The sequence below is a fragment of the Candidatus Pelagibacter sp. HIMB1593 genome, assembly GCF_052047755.1.
In the GTDB taxonomy this organism is placed as follows: domain Bacteria; phylum Pseudomonadota; class Alphaproteobacteria; order Pelagibacterales; family Pelagibacteraceae; genus Pelagibacter.
The window spans coordinates 600,530-619,366 of sequence record NZ_JBNAJK010000001.1; the positions used below are offsets into that span (position 1 = coordinate 600,530).

20 protein-coding genes and 1 riboswitch are annotated in these 18,837 nt (G+C 30.8%); of the genes, 15 read left to right on the forward strand and 5 right to left on the reverse strand.

What is annotated here, in order from left to right; genetic code table 11:
• Positions 1-33: 33 nt before the first annotated feature.
• From guaB to panB, 5 genes are read left to right on the forward strand one after another with little or no spacing between them, the layout of a single operon-like run.
• The gene (gene guaB, locus ACTTA0_RS03075; RefSeq protein WP_440676047.1) at positions 34-1,110 is read left to right on the forward strand and encodes an IMP dehydrogenase; all 1,077 of its coding nucleotides are present in this window, start codon (positions 34-36) and stop codon (positions 1,108-1,110) included.
• Positions 1,110-1,547 carry a tetratricopeptide repeat protein gene (locus ACTTA0_RS03080; protein ID WP_440676048.1) on the forward strand — a complete coding sequence of 146 codons (438 nt, stop codon included), beginning with the start codon at positions 1,110-1,112 and terminating at the stop codon, positions 1,545-1,547. Before guaB ends, ACTTA0_RS03080 begins: the two co-directional genes overlap by 1 nt.
• A complete protein-coding gene (guaA, locus tag ACTTA0_RS03085; protein ID WP_440676049.1) occupies positions 1,537-3,099 on the forward strand; it encodes a glutamine-hydrolyzing GMP synthase in 1,563 nt (520 codons plus the stop codon). Before ACTTA0_RS03080 ends, guaA begins: the two co-directional genes overlap by 11 nt.
• 21 nt (positions 3,100-3,120) lie before the next feature.
• On the forward strand, positions 3,121-3,540 hold the full coding sequence (locus ACTTA0_RS03090) for a VOC family protein (protein WP_440676050.1): 420 nt from the start codon (positions 3,121-3,123) through the stop codon (positions 3,538-3,540).
• A 4-nt stretch (positions 3,541-3,544) separates the two neighbouring features.
• Entirely contained in the window at positions 3,545-4,321 is a 777-nt protein-coding gene (gene panB / locus ACTTA0_RS03095; RefSeq protein WP_440676051.1) for a 3-methyl-2-oxobutanoate hydroxymethyltransferase, read from the forward strand.
• Here panB and ACTTA0_RS03100 read toward each other — a convergent pair.
• A complete protein-coding gene (locus tag ACTTA0_RS03100) occupies positions 4,318-4,929 on the reverse strand; it encodes a YjbE family putative metal transport protein (RefSeq protein ID WP_440656332.1) in 612 nt (203 codons plus the stop codon). The genes panB and ACTTA0_RS03100 overlap by 4 nt on opposite strands.
• 100 nt (positions 4,930-5,029) lie before the next feature.
• Positions 5,030-6,286, reverse strand: a complete 1,257-nt coding sequence (locus ACTTA0_RS03105; RefSeq protein WP_440676052.1) for an ABC transporter substrate-binding protein — start codon at positions 6,284-6,286, stop codon at positions 5,030-5,032.
• A gap of 147 nt (positions 6,287-6,433) precedes the next feature.
• On the opposite strand from ACTTA0_RS03105, the gene ACTTA0_RS03110 reads away from it, so the two are divergent.
• The 4 genes from ACTTA0_RS03110 to ACTTA0_RS03125 are packed head-to-tail and all read left to right on the forward strand — an operon-like array spanning position 6,434 to position 9,729.
• Complete coding sequence (locus tag ACTTA0_RS03110; protein ID WP_440635302.1) at positions 6,434-7,300, forward strand: branched-chain amino acid ABC transporter permease; 867 nt, start codon at positions 6,434-6,436, stop codon at positions 7,298-7,300.
• Positions 7,300-8,313: a branched-chain amino acid ABC transporter permease gene (locus tag ACTTA0_RS03115; RefSeq protein ID WP_440676053.1), complete on the forward strand. Its 1,014-nt coding sequence runs from the start codon at positions 7,300-7,302 to the stop codon at positions 8,311-8,313. The genes ACTTA0_RS03110 and ACTTA0_RS03115 overlap by 1 nt, the downstream gene beginning before the upstream one ends.
• Entirely contained in the window at positions 8,310-9,032 is a 723-nt protein-coding gene (locus ACTTA0_RS03120; RefSeq protein WP_440676054.1) for an ABC transporter ATP-binding protein, read from the forward strand. The genes ACTTA0_RS03115 and ACTTA0_RS03120 overlap by 4 nt, the downstream gene beginning before the upstream one ends.
• Positions 9,022-9,729 (forward strand): ABC transporter ATP-binding protein, encoded by a 708-nt coding sequence (locus ACTTA0_RS03125; RefSeq protein ID WP_440618726.1) that lies wholly within the window; start codon positions 9,022-9,024, stop codon positions 9,727-9,729. Before ACTTA0_RS03120 ends, ACTTA0_RS03125 begins: the two co-directional genes overlap by 11 nt.
• Here the strand turns inward: ACTTA0_RS03125 and ACTTA0_RS03130 are convergent, their stop codons facing one another.
• From ACTTA0_RS03130 to ACTTA0_RS03140, 3 genes are read right to left on the reverse strand one after another with little or no spacing between them, the layout of a single operon-like run.
• Entirely contained in the window at positions 9,730-10,515 is a 786-nt protein-coding gene (locus ACTTA0_RS03130) for a putative hydro-lyase (protein ID WP_440676055.1), read from the reverse strand.
• Positions 10,516-10,519: 4 nt separating this feature from the next.
• Complete coding sequence (locus ACTTA0_RS03135) at positions 10,520-11,005, reverse strand: tetratricopeptide repeat protein (RefSeq protein WP_440676056.1); 486 nt, start codon at positions 11,003-11,005, stop codon at positions 10,520-10,522.
• The gene (locus ACTTA0_RS03140; protein ID WP_440676057.1) at positions 11,005-11,778 is read right to left on the reverse strand and encodes a 5-oxoprolinase subunit PxpA; all 774 of its coding nucleotides are present in this window, start codon (positions 11,776-11,778) and stop codon (positions 11,005-11,007) included. Before ACTTA0_RS03140 ends, ACTTA0_RS03135 begins: the two co-directional genes overlap by 1 nt.
• A 28-nt stretch (positions 11,779-11,806) precedes the next feature.
• Between ACTTA0_RS03140 and ACTTA0_RS03145 the strand changes: the two genes are divergently transcribed.
• From ACTTA0_RS03145 to gcvP, 6 genes are all read left to right on the forward strand, one after another.
• Positions 11,807-12,484: an allophanate hydrolase subunit 1 gene (locus ACTTA0_RS03145; RefSeq protein ID WP_440676058.1), complete on the forward strand. Its 678-nt coding sequence runs from the start codon at positions 11,807-11,809 to the stop codon at positions 12,482-12,484.
• A complete protein-coding gene (locus tag ACTTA0_RS03150) occupies positions 12,474-13,415 on the forward strand; it encodes a biotin-dependent carboxyltransferase family protein (RefSeq protein ID WP_440676059.1) in 942 nt (313 codons plus the stop codon). The genes ACTTA0_RS03145 and ACTTA0_RS03150 overlap by 11 nt, the downstream gene beginning before the upstream one ends.
• Positions 13,415-14,287: a DMT family transporter gene (locus ACTTA0_RS03155; protein ID WP_440676060.1), complete on the forward strand. Its 873-nt coding sequence runs from the start codon at positions 13,415-13,417 to the stop codon at positions 14,285-14,287. The genes ACTTA0_RS03150 and ACTTA0_RS03155 overlap by 1 nt, the downstream gene beginning before the upstream one ends.
• A gap of 32 nt (positions 14,288-14,319) precedes the next feature.
• Positions 14,320-14,408, forward strand: a riboswitch (glycine riboswitch).
• Positions 14,409-14,486: 78 nt separating this feature from the next.
• Positions 14,487-15,587: a glycine cleavage system aminomethyltransferase GcvT gene (gcvT, locus tag ACTTA0_RS03160; protein ID WP_440676061.1), complete on the forward strand. Its 1,101-nt coding sequence runs from the start codon at positions 14,487-14,489 to the stop codon at positions 15,585-15,587.
• Entirely contained in the window at positions 15,587-15,967 is a 381-nt protein-coding gene (gene gcvH / locus ACTTA0_RS03165) for a glycine cleavage system protein GcvH (RefSeq protein ID WP_440676062.1), read from the forward strand. Before gcvT ends, gcvH begins: the two co-directional genes overlap by 1 nt.
• Entirely contained in the window at positions 15,967-18,837 is a 2,871-nt protein-coding gene (gene gcvP / locus ACTTA0_RS03170; protein ID WP_440676063.1) for an aminomethyl-transferring glycine dehydrogenase, read from the forward strand. The genes gcvH and gcvP overlap by 1 nt, the downstream gene beginning before the upstream one ends.

The window sequence follows — 18,837 nt, forward strand, 5'->3', positions numbered from 1 at the left end:
TTTAAAATTAAAAGGAATCGTATATAAAAGATCATGGTTCCTATAAAAGAAGCACTTACCTTTGACGATGTTACGTTAGCCCCGAAGTACTCGGAGATATTGCCATCTGAAGTAAATACATCAGTAAATTTAACGAAAAATTTAAAACTTAAAATCCCACTTTTATCTTCTGCTATGGATACTGTAACAGAAAGCAATATGGCTATAGCAATTGGTAAAGCCGGTGGGATAGGGGTTATTCATAGAAATTTAGATATCAAAAAACAAATCTTAGAAATTAAAAAAGTTAAAAAACAAAAATTATTAGTTGGTGCAGCTGTTGGAGCATCAATTGCTGAATTTGATAGAGCTAAAGCTATACTTAAAGAAGGTGTTGATTTAATTGTAGTAGATACTGCCCACGGCCATACCAAAAAAGTGGGAGAAATAGTTAAATATATAAAAAAAATTAAAAGTAAGAACATCGCTTTATGTGCTGGAAATATTGCAACACCTGAAGCAGCAAAATTTTTAATTAATTTAGGGGTGGATATTATTAAAGTTGGAATTGGACCAGGATCAATCTGCACAACAAGGTTAGTTGCTGGAATTGGTGTTCCTCAACTTAGTGCAATTTTATCTGTAAGAAATGGACTTAAAAATAAAAATGTAAAAATAATTTCTGATGGTGGAATTAAATATTCAGGAGATTTGGCAAAAGCTTTTGCAGCAGGGGCAGACGCTGTAATGATAGGTTCTTTATTTGCAGGAACAGATGAAACACCTGGTAAACTAATTAAGAAAAATGGAAAATTATTTAAAAGCTTTAGAGGGATGGGATCAGTAGGTGCAATGAACAAAGGTTCAGCTGATAGATATTTTCAAACTAAACAAAAAGATATATCTAAATATGTCCCAGAAGGAGTTGAAGGTTTTGTGAAATACAAAGGAGATGTTGGTAGCATTATATTTAAATTAATCGGTGGCCTTAAATCATCTATGGGATATCTTGGCTCAAAAGAAATTGTCAAATTGAGAAATAAACCACAATTTGTTAAAATTACTAAAGCTGGATTTTATGAAAGTATGGTTCATAATGTAGACGTAATAAAAAATGATAGCAAATATTAATGAATAAAATTTTGAAATTTATTTCACTGATTGTTTTAATTGTTTTGTTTCAATCTAATTCTTTTTCAAAGGAAAATTTTTTTAATGAAGCAATTAAATTATATGAAAAAGAAAAATATGAAGATGCAAGATTTTTATTTGAGAGAAATATTGTATTTAATCCAAAGGATGCAAATTCATATTTGTATTTAGCGAAAATTTATAATCATGAAGAAGATCAAAGAAAAGAAGAATACAACTTAGAAACTACTTTATTAATTGATCCTCAAAATGAAGAAGCTGTTTTAATGCTAATGAAAATTGCGCTTGAAAAATCTAATTACGATAAAGTTAAAGAATTATCTGAAACATTTGTTCAAGTATGTAAGTCATTATGTGATGAAAATAATGAAATTTTAGAGTCTTTAAAAAATTTAGAACCAAGTAATGAGTCTTGATAATAGCCTTAACAAAATCTTAATTGTAGATTTTGGTTCACAATTTACTCAATTGATAGCTAGAAGAATAAGAGAACTGGGTGTTTTCTCAGATATCGTGAGTCATAAAAAAATTAAACTTAATCAAATTAATCAAAGCGTAAAAGGTATAATTTTATCAGGGGGTCCACTGAATGTTTATCAAATTAATAAGTATTCATTTGATAAAAAAATTTTGGAATTAAATATTCCTGTTCTTGGCATTTGTTTTGGTCATCAAATATTATCTAAACTTAATGGGGGCAGAGTTAAACAATCAAAGCATCGTGAATTTGGTTTAGCAAACGTAATAAAAAAAAATAATAGTCTTTTAACAAATAATTTTTTTGGTACCAAAAAATCTAAAGTGGTCTGGATGAGCCACGCTGATCAAGTATCTAAATTACCTAAAAATTTTAAAGTAATTGCTTCAAGCTCAAATTCAAAATTTGCAATTGTAGAAAATAAAGTCAAAAATTATTATGGTGTTCAGTTTCATCCAGAAGTGACCCATACAGAAAACGGAAAAAAACTGATTAGTAATTTTATTTTTCTTATATGTAAAATTAAGAAAAATTGGTCATCAAAAGATCAAAAGGTACAATTAATTAAAGATGTCAGAGCTCAAGTTGGAGATAATAAAGTAATTTGTGCATTATCAGGTGGTGTAGACAGTAGTGTCGTAGCACAATTATTGAATAAAGCAATTGGTAAAAAACTATTTTGTATTTTTGTAAACACTGGATTGCTTAGAAAAAACGAAGAAGTTCAGGTTGTTCAAACATTTAAAAAAAGATTAAAAATGAATTTAATTTATGTGAATGCTGAAAAAGAATTTTTAAGTAAATTAAAAAATGTATCTGATCCAGAGAGAAAAAGAAAAATTATAGGAAATCTATTCATTAAAATATTTGAGAGATATGCAAAGAAAATAAAAAATGTAAAATTTTTGGCACAAGGGACTTTGTATCCAGATTTGATTGAAAGTAAGTCTGTTACTGGAAGTCAAACTTCTAAAATAAAATCACATCATAATGTGGGTGGTTTACCAAAAAAAATGAACTTAAAATTAGTAGAGCCTTTAAAATTTTTATTTAAGGATGAGGTAAGAAAATTAGGTTTAGAATTAAATCTAAGTCATGAAATAATTTCAAGACATCCATTTCCCGGCCCAGGTTTAGCAATCAGAATGCCTGGTGTTATAACAAATGAAAAGATTAAAATTTTAAAAGAAGCAGATCATTATTTTATTCAGGCCTTAAGAGATCATGGGCTTTATCATAAAATTTGGCAAGCATATGCAGCATTACTTCCAGTAAAAACAGTTGGAGTTATGGGTGATAACAGAACATATGAATATTTATGCTTGCTAAGAGCAATTACCTCTGAAGATGGAATGACTGCAGATTTTTATGAATTTAAAAAATCGTTTATGCAAACTATTTCTAACAAAATTGTTAATAGTATAAGAGGAATTAATAGAGTTGTGTATGATATTACTTCTAAGCCTCCAAGTACTATTGAATTAGAGTAATTTTAATTATAAAAACATCTTATGAAATATTTACATACAATGATCAGAATTAAAAACGTAGATGAATCTTTAAGATTTTTCTGTGAAGGTCTTGGGCTAAAAGAAACAAGAAGAATGGAAAATGAAAAAGGAAGATTTACTTTAATTTTTCTTGCAGCTCCTAACGATGAAAAAGCAGAAATTGAGTTAACTCACAATTGGGATGGAGATGAACTAGGTGAAGGTTCTAGAAATTTTGGTCATCTTGCATATAGGGTAGATAATATTTATGAAACATGCCAAAGATTAATGGATATGGGTTACACTATAAATAGACCACCACGAGATGGTCATATGGCATTTGTTAGATCACCTGATAAAATTTCTATAGAAATACTACAAGAAGGAAACTTAGAGCCTAAAGAGCCTTGGGCTTCAATGGAAAATACCGGCTCTTGGTAAGTCGATGAATAAAAAAATTTCAGATTTTATAAAGAAAAAAAATAAAACTAAATTAGTAACCTTAACTGCTTATTCTAAAAATATTGCTTCTGTTTTAGACAATTATTGTGATTTAATTTTAGTAGGGGATTCACTTGGGTCAGTTTTATATAATTATAAATCTACTAGAGAAGTAACTTTAAATACTATGATTGAACACTCCAAGAGTGTTCGTATGGGTATTAAAAAAAGTTTAATGATTGTTGATATGCCTCATAATACTTATCGTAATCCTAAAGAGGCATTGAAAAATGCAAAATTAATTATGAAAAAAACTAAATGTGATGGTGTCAAATTAGAAGGAGGAAAGAAAATTATAAAAACTATTAAAACTTTAGTTAAAAATAATATACCTGTAATGGGCCACATAGGGGTTCTGCCTCAATCAGATAAAACATTTAAATTTAAAGGTAAGAAACAAAGTGAAAAAGAAAATATTATGAAAGACGCAAAGTTAGTTGAAGAAGCTGGTTCATTTTGCATGGTTTTAGAGTGTGTTCAAACATCATTAGCAAAACAAGTAACTAAAAGTGTTAGTGTTCCAACAATTGGGATAGGCGCATCTAATAATTGTGATGGTCAGATTTTGGTATTTGATGATTTAATAGGTTTAAATCCAATTAAATTTAGATTTGTTAAGAAATATGCAAATATCAAAACAGAAATATTAAAAGCAGTTTCTAAATACGCAAGTGAGGTTAAAACAAGAAAATTTCCCTCAAAAAAATACTCTTTTAATTAAAAGTATTTTTTAAATTCCTCATTAATATTGAGTATCTCAAGATCTACCAAACCACCTATAATTAATTGTAGACCAACAACTAAAATAAATATTAAACCAATGTAAGCTATCCAAATATGTTTTTGAATATAATTAGCCATATAAGTAGCTAATGCACCTGTAAGAACGACCGATAGTACAAGACCAAAAATCATATAGCCAAAATATCCTTGAGCTGCAGCAACAACGCCTATTACATTGTCAAAACTAATCATTAGATCGGCAAATAGCACTTTACCTATGCTATTTATGTATGATGGTTGTTTTGTTTTTTTAATTGAAGGTTTTATATTTTTAATATCAACAAGGTCTTTTCTTAAATCATTAACTATCCAAACCAACAACAACCCACCTAAAATTTTTATAAAATAAAATTCAAATAAAAAAGTAGCAAAGATTGCAAAAAAGATTTTAAAAACAAATGCCCCAATTACACCCCATAAAATAATTTGTTTTCTATTTTTAGGCACAAAATTTGATGCAATAGATCCAACTATCACAGCATTATCTGCAGTTAAGATAATAGTGATAAAAATAATTTGGGTTAGAATTATGAGCTCTTCAATCAAGATATCTAATTATTATTTTAATTTAGAGAGATTGCAATCAAAGAATAAAAAAAAGGCGGTCAAAAAATTTGACCGCCTTAATATTTGTATTTTTATTAAATTATCTTTCAGACCAAGTAGGCATAGGATATTTTAATTCACAAGCTGCTAACTCAAATGGATATACTGTACAGTATTTTCCATTTTGAACTTGCATCAAAATACCTCTAGTCTTCTCGTTTTGACCATCTGCACCAAATTTAATTCCTCTGTAAGGAACAATTAAAGACTCAGATGACATATCTAGATTTACTAGAGCTTGTCTGATTTTCTCAGGATCTGTTGATCCAGCATTATTAATTGCATTAGCTAAAGCCATAAAACCTGTAAATGCTCTTGCAGGCACATCTGACAAATCTCTTCCACCAGAGTGTGTTTTAAATAAGTCGTTTACAGTTCCAATCATAGGAATAGTTTTTGCTAAGTCAGTATTAAAAGGTGATCTTGTGATTACACCTTCTGCTTTGCTTCCCATTGTGTCTATGAATTTAGGATCTGTATAACCAGCGTTTTGAGCAACTAAAAGTTTAGGATTATAATCAAGTTCTTTTGCAGTATTTAAAAATAAATATGCATCAGCTGTGTAAGATGAAGGCAATAAAACATCTGGGTTTTTTGCTTTCAATCTTTGTACTTCAGAACTTAAAGTAGTAGTTTTAGCTTTGTAGCTGATTTTTTCTATTACATCATAACCTTGTTCTTTAGCCATTTTGTCTTGAGTTCCACCACTATCAGAACCCCACAATGTATCTTCATGAATAATACCTAGCGTCTTTAACTTACTGCTATTCTTTTTGTTAAAGTCGTTCATGAATTCAAACATAAGCTGAGTAAACTCACCATCGTGTGGAGTAACTCTGAAGAAGTATTTAAATCCTCTTGTTGTTAATTTTGGAGAAGTAGACTCACCGTTTACCCAAGGTATTCCTGCTCTCTCAGATACTTGACTAGCAGCACCAGTCACTGATGAGTAGTAAGCTCCAAACATTGCGTGAACTTTATCTGAATTTAACATTTTCTCAGTCTCACCAACACCGATATCTGGTTTTCCACCATGGTCTCCAACAACGATAGATATTTTACCGCCGCCTAATCCTTTTAATCCTGCATCTTTTGCAAGTGGCATGCCTGGAATGTTGTGACTGTTATTGATAATATCCAAAGCTGTTTTAACTGCTGCAACAGCATCTTTACCTACCTGCGCAACAGGTCCTGTAAGTGGATAAAGTACTCCAATTTTTACATCTTCTGCGTAACTAATTGCTGGCGCAGATACTAATGAAAAAAAAGTAAATACTGTAAGAATTAATTTTCTCATTTTTTTCCCTCTTGTTTAATTTTTAAATATCTAACTTAATACTATTCAATTAATCAATTCAATGATTTAGTTTTTTTATTTTATCTATACTTAAGAAGTATTTGTTTAATATATACATTCTTTATATATACTTTAATAATAAACCAAATGACTTCTGAAATTATAATTCAAGCTATAGTCACAGGCTTAATGATGGGATTAATCTATGCATTAATCGCAGCAGGCTTAAGTTTAATTTTTGGATTAATGGAAATTGTAAACTTTGCTCATGGAGAGCATTTGATGTTGTCTATGTTTTCATCATTTTGGCTTTGGTCTTTATTTGGTTTAGATCCACTGTTTTCAATTCCAATTACTATACTTTTGTTGGCATTTTGTGGAATTGTTACTCATTATTTTTTAATTCGATACATTTTAAAAGCAAAAATGCTTATCCAAATTTGTGCAACATTTGGATTGTCTATTTTTATCAGATCAATTGCTCAATTATTATGGACACCAGACTTTAGAAACGTTGATAAGCCTTTACTAGAGGGACGTATTGAAATTGGATCTGTGTTTATTGGGCAGCCCCAATTGTATGCAAGTCTTGTTTGTTTAGTCGCATTTTTTGGTTTGTATTGGTTTGTAACAAAAACAGAGACTGGATTAGCTCTTCAAGCAACAGCACAAGATAGACACGCTGCGGAAATTTTAGGAATTCCATCAAATAAAATGTTTGCAATTGGTTGGGCGATTGGACTTGGTTGTGTAGGTGTAGCGGGTGGAATGATGGCAAACTATTTTTTTATTTTTACTGATGTTGGTATTAATTTTGCATTATTTGCTTTCGTTGCAGTAGCATTAGGAGGTTTTGGAAGTATTATTGGGTGTTTGTATGCTGGTATAATTATTGGATTAGTAGAATCTTTAGGTGGATTACTGATCGATCCGTCATTTAAACTTTTATATGTATTTGCAATTTATCTTTTAGTTGTGATTTATAAACCTCAAGGTCTGTTTGGTAGGTATTAATGGATAGTAAGTTAGCAATTGCAAAATCAGAACCAATTTGGAATACGAATAATAGAGTAATATCAATTATTGCTGGCTTAGTTATACTTTTGTTTGCTCTTCCACTTTTTGGGATGAATTCATTTTATCTCCATTTATTTATTATGATTTTTATGCATGCAGTTATGGCTCAGTCTTGGAATGTAATTGCAGGTTTTTCTGGTCAAATCAGTTTAGGTCATGGAGCATTTTTTGGAATAGGTGCCTATGCAACTTCATTTTTTTATATGGAGTACGGAATAACACCTTGGGTCAGTATATTTTTTGGTATGTTTGTTTCAGGAATTTTTGCTGTGTTAATTGGTATACCAATGCTAAGGTTAAGTGGTCACTACTTTGCAATTGCCACTTTATTAATTGGAATAAGTTTCCAAGTAGTTTTTCAAAGATGGGATTTAGTAGGAGCTGCATCAGGATTATGGGTGACAATGACACCAGAAGATTCATGGTCTGCATTGCAGTTTCATAGCAGTAAAGCTCCATATTATTATGTTTTTTTAATATTCTTTTTAATCACATTCTTTTTAGTTTGGTTACTAAGTAGATCAAAACTAGGTTACAGATTAAGAGCAGTTAGAGACGATCCACAAGCAGCATTAAGTTTATGCATAAATGTTTCAAACTATAAAATTATAGCTTATGTGATTTCAGCAATGATCATGGCTCCAATGGGTAGTTTGTTTGCTCAATATATTTTAATTATTGATCCAGACAGAGTTTTTAATATTGAGATATCAATTATAGTTCTATTAATCACAGTACTAGGTGGAATTGGAAATGTTTGGGGTCCAATTATAGGTGCTGCAATACTTGTGCCAATTTCAGAATATTCAAGAATTTATTTAGGAGGTACAGGCGGTGCTGTTGATTTAATTTTTTATGGTTTGATTTTAATGATTATTTGCATTTTTAGACCAAATGGTCTGATCTCATTTATTCCTAAAGATATTTTAGAAAGAAAAAAACAACGATGAAAATATTAACAGTTGAAAATCTAAGTAAATCTTTTGGTGGAATCCATGCAAATAGAGATATTTCTTTTGATGTCGAAGAAGGATCTATTTTAGGAGTTATAGGACCTAATGGTGCTGGGAAATCTACTTTATTTGATTTGATTACTGGTTTTACAAAACCAGATACTGGAAAAGTAAAATTTTTTGAAAGAAATATTTTTGGAATTAGTCCTGATAAAATTAGTAATCTTGGAGTAGGGAGAACTTTTCAAAAACTAAAACCATTTGCAGATCAAACATTACTTGAAAATGTAATGATAGGAGCATTTGTAAAAGAAAAAGATATTAAAAGAGCAAGAGATAGAGCCTTAGAGATTATTGACTTTGTAGATTTGATTGAGAAAAGACATCATTTTGCAAAAGAGTTATCAACTGGACAAAGGAAAAGATTAGAAATGGCTAGAGCTATGGCTATTGATCCCAAATTACTTTTGATGGATGAGGTAACAGGCGGTGTGGACCAAAAGACTATCCCTGGACTTGTTGAACTTGTTAAAAAATTAAAAAAAACTGGTGTAACAATTATTACAATAGAACATAACATAAATATTATCATGGAAATTTCTGACAACGTTCTTGCATTAGATCAAGGAAAAAGAATTGCATTTGGAGAACCAAAAGAAATTCAAAATAATAAACAAGTAATAGATGCCTACCTAGGAACTTTTGATGCTGCTTGATGTAAAAAATATTGATGTTTTATATGATGATTTTCAGGTTATCTGGGATGTTTCTATTAATGTAAATAAAGCTGAAATGGTTGCACTTTTAGGACCAAACGGATCTGGCAAAAGCACTGTTTTAAATACTATAAGTAATCTTGTTGAACATAAAAAGGGGTCTATTACTTTTGATAATACTTTGATTTCAAATATTCCAACTTATAAAAGAACCGAGTTAGGAATTTCACATGTACTTGAAAGAAGAAGAGTTTTTCCTCATCTTACAGTTAAACAAAATCTTTTATTGGGTGCTTGGCATCCAAAAGCAAAAGAAGAGTTAACAAATTCATTAAATAAGGTTTATAAAATTTTTCCAAAACTAGAAACTAGATCGGATCAGTTAGCAAAAACAATGTCAGGTGGTGAGCAACAAATGTTGGCTATAGCAAGAGGAATGATGGGTTTACCTAAACTTTTGATGGTCGATGAGCCTTTTTTAGGTTTGTCGCCAATGGTCATGAAGGACTTAATTAAGATATTTAAAAATATTGTTGCAGAAGGTATTTCAATTTTGTTTGTAGAGCAAAATGTGAGATTAGCTCTTAGTATGGCAGATAGAGGGTACGTTTTAGAAAGTGGAAGATTAGTTATCGACGGTAAATCTGAAGATTTAATTGATAATGAAAAAGTTACTAAAGTTTTTTTAGGAAATTAATTAAAAAGCAGCAAGATCGTTATTTAGTTTATCAGTAATAAGCATTTTACCTGGACTGTGAGTAATACAAAAATCAGGTTTTGAATTTTCTAAAACAGATTGAGGAGTAACACCACACGCCCAAAATACAGGAATTTCGTTGTTCTTTATTGTTCTAGGTGCATCACCATATTCAGGTTTCATTATATCTTTAATTCCAATTTCATCAGGATTACCAACATGCACAGGTGCACCATGTACGGCAGGAAATCTTGAACTAATTTGAATTGATCTAATCGTATCCTTTGAACTTAATGGTCTCATAGACACAACTAGTTTTCCTGAAAACTGTCCTGCAGGTTCACAATCTATTGAAGTTTTATACATCGGAACAATAGTATTGTTTTCTATATGTTGAATTGGAATACCAGCTTCAATTAAAGGCAGCTCAAAAGACATCGAACATCCAAGAACAAAAGTTGTTAAATCTTCGTTCCAATATTTTTTTATATCATATGGTTCGTCAACTAATTTTCCTTTTTCCCATACTCTATATTGTGGAACATCAGTTCTAATATCAATATCACCAAGATCTTTTAATGAAGGATCTCCTTTTGTACCAAATCCAATTAATGGACAAGGTTTTGGATTTTTTTGACAGAAAGAAGCAAAGTCCATTGCATATTTGCTTGGTAAGATACAAAGATTTCCTTGAACATACTTATTAGCAGCACCTGCAGTTTGTTCTTTGTAATTATTTTCTCTTATAACTTTTCTTGCTTCTAATGGATCTTGAATATCTAGCATTAAATTAGTATTTAGATTTCTTTGTTCCTTCGATTATTTCTTTTAACTCGTTATATTCTTCACAATTACAAGTTTCTAACACTTTAAGCCTTTCTTTAGCCAAATCCATTCTATTTGTGACAACATAAAGTTCACCAAGGTATTCGTTAATACCTTTATGATTTGGATCAATTTCTAAACCTAAAAGATAATATTTTTCTCCATTTTCGTAATCGCCAAGTTTTCTAGTTGTAAAACCGAGATAGTTTAAAGTATCTGCTTGAAGAGGCTTTTCTTTATTAGATTTGAGAAGAAGCTTTTGAGCTTTGGCATATCTTTTTTTAGCTTTTTCTAATTTACCTTTTTTTTCATATTTTTTTGCAAATTTGATTGATTGTACTGCTTTATCGTAATCTGACTTTACCTTCTTCGGTGTTGAGTCTGAACCTGCTGACATTGCATTGGACGCAAACAAAACAAATATCAAAGCAGTAAATATTTTTTTAATCATTATAAAAATTTCTCCATTTGGCTTAAAGGTTTTAAATTAAGTCCATTTTCAATTAAATTTTCTCTAATTGATCTTGCTGTCGCAAGTGAACTCTCATTATCACCATGTATGCATACAGAGTCGATTTCACAAGGTATTTGCTTTCCGCTGTGACAATTCAGTGCCTGATTTTTTACCATACTCAATACATGTTTTTTAGCTTCCTCAGGATCAGTGATTAATGCATGTGATTTTTTTCTAGAAACTAAATTTCCATCATCTTCATAGGTTCTATCTGCAAAAATTTCACAGGCAATTTTCATATCTAATTTTTTAGCTGCTTGTTCCATTTTAGAGCCAGTAGGAACTAAATAGATCAAATCTTTACTTATTTCATTGATTGCTTTCGCTAAAGTAGTTGCCAGATCAATATCTTCACACGCCATATTATTTAACGCTCCATGTGGTTTTATATGAGTAACATTTTCTCCATGATCTTGAGCAATTTTTTGTAAAATTTCATATTGGTCAATAATTAATTTTCTAACTTCTTCAGGTGCAAGCTCCATTCTTTGTCTTCCAAAGTTTTCTGGGTCGTTAAATGATGGGTGGGCTCCAATACTAACACCATTTTTTTTTGATATTTGAACCACTTGGTTCATAGATTCTTCATCACCAGCATGAAATCCACATGCTACGTTAGCAGAATTTACTATATCAAGTAAGTCTGGATCATATTTATTTGAATGGTGTTTTGATTTTTCACCTAAATCACAATTTATATTAATTTCCATAGTTCTAATTGTTGAAGTATAACATGCCATGATAAAAAATATATCAAATCTTGGTGACGCAGCTGTTTATTGCGATTTTGGTGTAGAGGTAAATAAATCAGTTAACTCTGAAGTAATAAAATATTTTAAAGCTTTAAAAAAAGAGAATGTTCAAAGTATAAATAATCTTACTCCTTCTTATAATAAATTAATAGTTTCCTACGACCTTAGAAAAACAAACTTTAAAGAGATTAAAAAATTAATTGAAAATTTAAATGTTAATGAAACTCAAGATAACAATAGTAATAAAATAGAAATTCCAGTTTGTTGTGATGATAAATTTTCTCTTGATATAAAAAGATTAGAAGAAAAATTAAATATTAATCGAGATAAAATTTTAGAAAATTTTTTTAGTAAGGAATATTTTTGTTATATGACCGGATTTATTGCCGGTATGCCTTTTTTAGGTGATTTGGATGAAAATATGAGAGTACCAAGATTAGAAACACCAAGAGTAAAAGTCCCCAAAGGATCAGTTGCTTTAACTGAACAATTTGCAAATATTTATACATTTGAAAGCCCTGGTGGATGGAACATACTTGGTAATACACCTGTAGATGTTTTTGATAATTCAAAAGAGGAAGAGCCAAATTTAATAAATCCTGGTGATATAGTAGTTTTTAAACAAATAAATCTTGAAAAATATAATAGCTACAATGACAAATAATTTCGAAATTATAAGAGCTGGAGTAAACACAACCTTTCAAGACCAAGGAAGAAACAATTTATATCATATAGGAATTCCATTTAGTGGAGCGATGGATAATAGAAATTATAGTTTAGCTAATAAGCTGGCAGGTAATAAATTAAATTCACCAGTGATAGAATTTGCGTATCAAGGACCACATTTAAAATATTCTGGAGATAAAATTAATATTTCGGTTACAGGTGATGTGGTTTTTAAAATTATTAAAAATGGTATAGAAATTGATGGTAATTGTTATGAGAGTTATCAAATCGAAAGTGGAGATGAAATCAATCTTATCTCAACAAATAAATCAGTTTATGGCTATTTAGCAGTTGGTGGAGAATTAGATTTAAAATTTCAATGGAATAGTTGCTCTATAAATACCAAGGCAAATATCGGATCAAATGATGGAAAAAAATTAGAGAACGGTCAAAAAATAAATATCTTAAATATTAATACAAAACAAAGTAAAAAAAAAACTAACTACATCAATTCTAAAGTTGAAAATATCAGAGTAATAAAAGGACCAAACTTTGATTATTTTTCAGAGGAAGGAAAAAAGATATTTTTTGAAAAAGAATTTTCTGTATCAAAACTCTCAGACAGAATGGGAATGAGGTTAGAAGGTCAAAAAATTGAAAACATTGTAAATACTAATATTAAATCAGAAGGGTTGTTAAAAGGCGTCATCCAAGTACCTGCAGATGGAAACCCAATTATTATGCTTTCAGATCATGGTACTATTGGAGGGTATCCAAAAATTGGTGTAGTAGCTAGTGTTGATTATGATCGATTGGTACAAATATCACCAGGCTCAAAAATAAAATTTAAAGAGATAAATTTATCTGATGCTGAAACTTTATTTAAATTATATGAGATGGACACTCAGAATCTACTTAATCAAATATAATGAATATTATTAGAAAACTTCCAGGACCATTTTTAGTTTTTCTAGGTGCGTGTAGTCTTAGTTTTGGGGGTTTGATTGTAAAATCATTTGAGGGAGCAACCCTTTGGCAAATATTATTTTGGAGAACAGTATTTTTTCTAATTGTTATTAGCTTGTATTTAACTTTAACTTATAAAAAACAAGTATTTAGATCCTTTAATAATTTAGGATTTCCTGGTTTCTTTGGTGGATTTATTTTATCACTCGGTTTTAGTGGTTATGTATTTGCGATGTATAACACAACAGTTGCTAATGCTAATTTTATTATTCAAACACAAACAATCTTCCTAGCAATATTTGGTTACTTTTTTTTAAAAGAAAAAATTTCAGCAATCACTCTTACTTCAATAATTCTTGCGATTTCAGGAATACTTTTAATGGTCGGAAGTTCTTTATCTCCAGGTCAAATGTCTGGAAATATTGCAGCTTTCATAATGCCAATATCATTTGCTACATTAATTTTAGTAGTAAGAAAATATCCAAATGTTGATATGGTTCCTGCTCAATTTGTTGCAGGTGTTTTTGCGTTGTTAATAGGTTTCCTAATGTCAGAAAAAATAATGATATCTCCTAATGATATCTTTTTAGGATTTTTAGCTGGGTTTTTACAATTAGGATTAGGTTTTATATTTATTACTATCGGAGCTCAACGAACACCATCAGCAATGGTTGGAATCATAATGCTCACAGAAGCAGTACTAGGTCCTTTATGGGCGTGGTTGTTTATAAATGAACAGCCACCGTTCATAGTAATTATTGGAGGGTCAATAGTTATTTTTGCAGTTTTACTTCAATTTTACAATTTATATACCTCAGAAAAAAAAGCGATCTAATAACATTTGACATTAAACCGTATTTATTAGAATATTTGTCAACGGGAGAGATCACAAAGTTTGTGACACCGAAGGAGCAACCACCCAGGAAACTCTCAGGTAAAAGGACCGTATTATATTAACTCTGGAAAGAGATTGAGTTCTCGCCGAAGGAGTAAAACTCTCAGGCAAAAATACAGATGGGTACGACAGAGTTAGTATGGGAAAAAAAACATCATTAAATAAACTTCATAAAGATAACCAAGCGAAATTTGTGGAATTCGCTGGATATGAAATGCCCATACAATACAGCAAAGGAATTGTTGAAGAACATAAATTCACAAGATCAAATGCAGGTATTTTTGATGTGTCTCATATGGGTCAATTATTTATTCATGGTGGAGAGGAATTAACTGCTGATCTTGAAAAAATTTTTCCACTTGATTTAAAAAATTTGAAACAAAACTGTTCTAAATATAGTTTTTTAATGAACGATAGTGCTGGAATTCATGATGATTTGATAATCACTAAAATTGAAAAAGGATATTTAATTATTTTAAACGCAGCATGCAAAGACAATGATTTTAAAATTTTATCAGATTTACTTAAAAGTAAATATGAAATGGTTCTTGATGATCAAAGAGCATTAATTGCAATCCAGGGTCCAAAGTCAGTTGAGATTTTAAACAATATAATAGAGGGTGTTGAAAAACTTAATTTTATGACAGGGAACTGGTTTGATTATAAAGATCAGAAAGTTTTTGTAACAAGATCTGGATACACAGGAGAGGATGGTTTTGAAGTATCAATAAATAACGATTTAGCTGAAGGATTTACTCAAAATTTGATGGAAAAAGGAGCACAACTTATAGGACTTGGGGCAAGAGATACCTTGAGATTAGAGGCTGGATTGTGCTTATATGGTCATGAACTTGATACAGAAAAAACACCAATTGAAGCAAACTTAAAGTGGGCGATTTCTAAAGAGAGAATTTCAAATGGTGGATTTGTTGGTTCTGATAAAATTATGAAAGAAATACAAGAAGGTACATCTAAAATTAGAATTGGGATTAAGCCAGAAGGAAGATTGATTGCTAGAGAAAAAACTAAAATCTTTGATGAGTCAGAAAAACTTATTGGCGAGGTTACCAGTGGAACTTTTGGTCCGAGTGTAAATGGCCCAATAGCAATGGGCTACATTGATAAAGAGTTTTCTAAAGTCGATACAAAAATTTTACTTGAAGTAAGAGGAAAAAAACATCCTGCAAGTGTTTGTGGGTTACCATTTTATAAAAAAAGTTACGTGAAAGGAGTAAACTAATGAGTGAAGTTAAATTTTCAAAAGAACACGAGTGGATTACAGTGGAGGGCGATGTTGCTACCATTGGAATTACAAAACATGCAACAGAAATGTTAGGAGATATTGTTTTTGCTGAGTTACCAGAAAAAGGTTCGAATGTTGAAAAAGATGGTACAGCAGGAGTAGTTGAGTCTACTAAAGCTGCAAGTGATGTTTATACTCCAGTAAGTGGTGAAGTTGTAGATACCAACCAAGCTATAGTAGATGATCCTGCAAAGATTAATGAAGACCCTGAAGGATCAGCTTGGTTTTTTAAACTTAAATTGAAAGATAGTTCAGAAATTGACAGCTTAATGAACAAAGAAGAATACGATAAATTTGCAAAGGAGAGTGCTAGCTAATGTTACATAACTCACAAAAAGACTTTTTAAAAAGACACATTGGCCCTTCAGAAGAAGATCAAAATAAAATGCTGAAGGAGCTTAATTTTAATTCATTAGACGATTTAATAAAAAGTACAGTTCCAGAAAAGATACAATTGAAAGATGGATTAAATATAGGAGAGTCTAATTCTGAGTATGAAGCATTAAGAAAATTGAAAGCAATTTCAAAAAAAAATCAAATTTATTCTAATTTTATTGGCATGGGTTACTATGGAACTTACACTCCGTATGTAATTTTAAGAAATATTCTAGAAAATCCAGGTTGGTATACATCATATACTCCTTATCAGCCTGAAGTAGCACAAGGAAGACTAGAAATGCTTCTAAACTTCCAACAAATGATTGTTGATTTCACAGGTATGGATATTGCAAACGCATCTTTGCTTGATGAAGGAACAGCAGCTGCAGAAGCTATGGGATTAAGTCACAGGTTAAATAAAAAAGATAGTAATTTAGTTTTTGTATCAGAAAATTGTCATCCACAAACAATTGATGTAATTCAAACAAGAGCAGAGCCAATGGGATTAAAAGTACTTGTTGGCAATGAAGATAAAGTATTGGATCAACTTAAAGAGGATTTAGTTTGTGGAATTCTTCAATATCCTGGAACTTTAGGAGACATCAAAGATCCAAGTGAAGCTATTAGTAAAATCCATAAAAAAAATGGAAAAGCTGTATTAATTTCTGATTTATTAGCTTTAGCGCTACTTAAAACACCAAGAGAATTAGGTGCTGATATTGCAGTTGGAAGCTCTCAAAGATTTGGAATTCCAATGGGTTATGGTGGACCTCATGCAGCTTTCTTTGCAACTAAAGATGAATTTAAAAGATCTATGCCAGGAAGAATTATTGGTGTGTCTGTTGATAGACATGGAAACAAAGCTTACAGATTATCTCTTCAAACAAGAGAACAACACATCAGAAGAGATAAAGCGACAAGTAACATTTGTACTGCTCAAGCATTGTTAGCAATTGTTTCAGCTGCATATGCTATTTACCACGGTCCAGATGGAATAAAAACTATTGCAGAAAGAGTTTCTCAATTAGCTAAAAATTTTGCAGATAAATTAAAACAATCTGGATATGAAATTTATTCAGATCATTTCTTTGATACAGTTACAATAGTAACAAAAGATAAGACTGATCAAATCTATAAAAATGCTTTAGATCAAAAAGTAAATATTAGAAGAGTAAATTCTGAAATGTTGGCTGTTTCTTTTGATGAAAAGAAAAATGTTTATAGAGTAAATCAATTGTTGAAAATTTTTAATGCAGCTGAGTCAATTAAAAAAGAAGATCCAACAGTAAGTTTACCTAATTTACCAAAAAATTTACTGAGAACTTCTAAATACTTAGAACATCCTGTTTTTAATTCATATCATTCAGAAACAGAGATGCTTAGATATTTAAAAAAATTAGAAGATAAAGATATAGCTCTTAACAGAACTATGATTGCACTTGGTTCATGTACTATGAAATTAAATGCTACTGCAGAAATGATTCCTATTTCATGGAGAGAGTTAGCTGAGCCTCATCCGTTTGTACCAGTAGAGCAGATGGAAGGTTATAGAGCATTATTCACTGATCTTAAAAATTGGTTAAGATCAATTACTGGTTTTTCTGGTGTTTCACTTCAACCAAACGCAGGTGCTCAAGGAGAATATGCAGGCTTAATGGTAATTAGAAAATATCATTTAGATAGAGGAGAAGAAAACAGGAATATATGTTTAATTCCAAGCTCAGCACATGGTACAAATCCTGCTAGTGCACAAATGGTTGGAATGAAAGTTGTAGTTGTTGATTGTGATAAAGAAGGAAATGTTGATTTTGAAGATTTGAAGAAAAAAGCAGAAGCACATTCTGAAAATCTTGGAGCATTAATGGTTACATATCCGTCTACTCACGGTGTATTTGAAGAAAAAATTACAGACATTTGTGAACTGATACACAAACATGGTGGTCAAGTTTATATGGATGGTGCAAATTTAAATGCACTTGTTGGAATAGCAAGACCTGGAAATTTTGGTCCAGATGTTTGTCATATAAACTTACACAAAACTTTCTGTATTCCTCATGGTGGTGGAGGACCAGGAATGGGACCAATTGCATGTAAAAGACATTTGCAAGTTTATTTACCTAATCATCCAGTTGTTAAAGATTGTGGACCTGCTACAGGAATAGGAGCAGTTTCAGCAGCCCCTTGGGGAAGCTCAAGTATTTTATCAATTTCTTGGATGTATATTAAAATGATGGGTTCAGAAGGTTTAAAACTAGCTACACAGGTCGCCATTTTAAACGCAAATTATATAGCTCATAGACTTAAAGATCATTTCCCAATTTTGTACAAAGGCTCAAATGGAAATGTTGCTCATGAATGTATTATAGATATTCGATCAATCAAGAGTGAGACAGGTATCACCGAGGAAGATATCGCTAAAAGATTAATCGATTATGGTTTCCATGCACCAACAATGTCTTGGCCAGTTGCAGGAACTATGATGATAGAGCCTACTGAGAGTGAGAGTTTATCTGAGCTTGATAGATTTTGTGATACTTTAATTAACATCAAATCTGAAATAGATAAGATCAATTCTGGTGAGTTTGATAAAGTAGACAATCCTATTAAGAATGCTCCTCATACAGACATAGAACTTGCTTCAGATGATTGGGATCATAAATATACAAGAGAGCAAGCTGCTTATCCTGCTAAGTTTTTAAAAACAAATAAATTTTGGCCACCAGTTGCAAGAGTGGACAATGTTTATGGAGATAAGAATATCTTTTGTACTTGTCCAAGTATGGATGAGTTTAAAGAAGACGCGGCATAA

Coding starts and splice junctions, on each gene's coding strand:
- ACTTA0_RS03150 (WP_440676059.1), top strand. CDS start 12,474: ATGACAAATAATTTCGAAATTATAAGAGCTGGAGTAAACACAACCTTT.
- gcvP (WP_440676063.1), top strand. CDS start 15,967: ATGTTACATAACTCACAAAAAGACTTTTTAAAAAGACACATTGGCCCT.
- ACTTA0_RS03130 (WP_440676055.1), bottom strand. CDS start 10,515: ATGCTAGATATTCAAGATCCATTAGAAGCAAGAAAAGTTATAAGAGAA.
- ACTTA0_RS03125 (WP_440618726.1), top strand. CDS start 9,022: ATGCTGCTTGATGTAAAAAATATTGATGTTTTATATGATGATTTTCAG.
- ACTTA0_RS03145 (WP_440676058.1), top strand. CDS start 11,807: ATGATAAAAAATATATCAAATCTTGGTGACGCAGCTGTTTATTGCGAT.
- gcvT (WP_440676061.1), top strand. CDS start 14,487: ATGGGAAAAAAAACATCATTAAATAAACTTCATAAAGATAACCAAGCG.
- ACTTA0_RS03105 (WP_440676052.1), bottom strand. CDS start 6,286: ATGAGAAAATTAATTCTTACAGTATTTACTTTTTTTTCATTAGTATCT.
- ACTTA0_RS03080 (WP_440676048.1), top strand. CDS start 1,110: ATGAATAAAATTTTGAAATTTATTTCACTGATTGTTTTAATTGTTTTG.
- ACTTA0_RS03115 (WP_440676053.1), top strand. CDS start 7,300: ATGGATAGTAAGTTAGCAATTGCAAAATCAGAACCAATTTGGAATACG.
- guaA (WP_440676049.1), top strand. CDS start 1,537: ATGAGTCTTGATAATAGCCTTAACAAAATCTTAATTGTAGATTTTGGT.
- ACTTA0_RS03135 (WP_440676056.1), bottom strand. CDS start 11,005: ATGATTAAAAAAATATTTACTGCTTTGATATTTGTTTTGTTTGCGTCC.
- guaB (WP_440676047.1), top strand. CDS start 34: ATGGTTCCTATAAAAGAAGCACTTACCTTTGACGATGTTACGTTAGCC.
- ACTTA0_RS03140 (WP_440676057.1), bottom strand. CDS start 11,778: ATGGAAATTAATATAAATTGTGATTTAGGTGAAAAATCAAAACACCAT.
- ACTTA0_RS03155 (WP_440676060.1), top strand. CDS start 13,415: ATGAATATTATTAGAAAACTTCCAGGACCATTTTTAGTTTTTCTAGGT.
- panB (WP_440676051.1), top strand. CDS start 3,545: ATGAATAAAAAAATTTCAGATTTTATAAAGAAAAAAAATAAAACTAAA.
- ACTTA0_RS03090 (WP_440676050.1), top strand. CDS start 3,121: ATGAAATATTTACATACAATGATCAGAATTAAAAACGTAGATGAATCT.
- ACTTA0_RS03120 (WP_440676054.1), top strand. CDS start 8,310: ATGAAAATATTAACAGTTGAAAATCTAAGTAAATCTTTTGGTGGAATC.
- gcvH (WP_440676062.1), top strand. CDS start 15,587: ATGAGTGAAGTTAAATTTTCAAAAGAACACGAGTGGATTACAGTGGAG.
- ACTTA0_RS03110 (WP_440635302.1), top strand. CDS start 6,434: ATGACTTCTGAAATTATAATTCAAGCTATAGTCACAGGCTTAATGATG.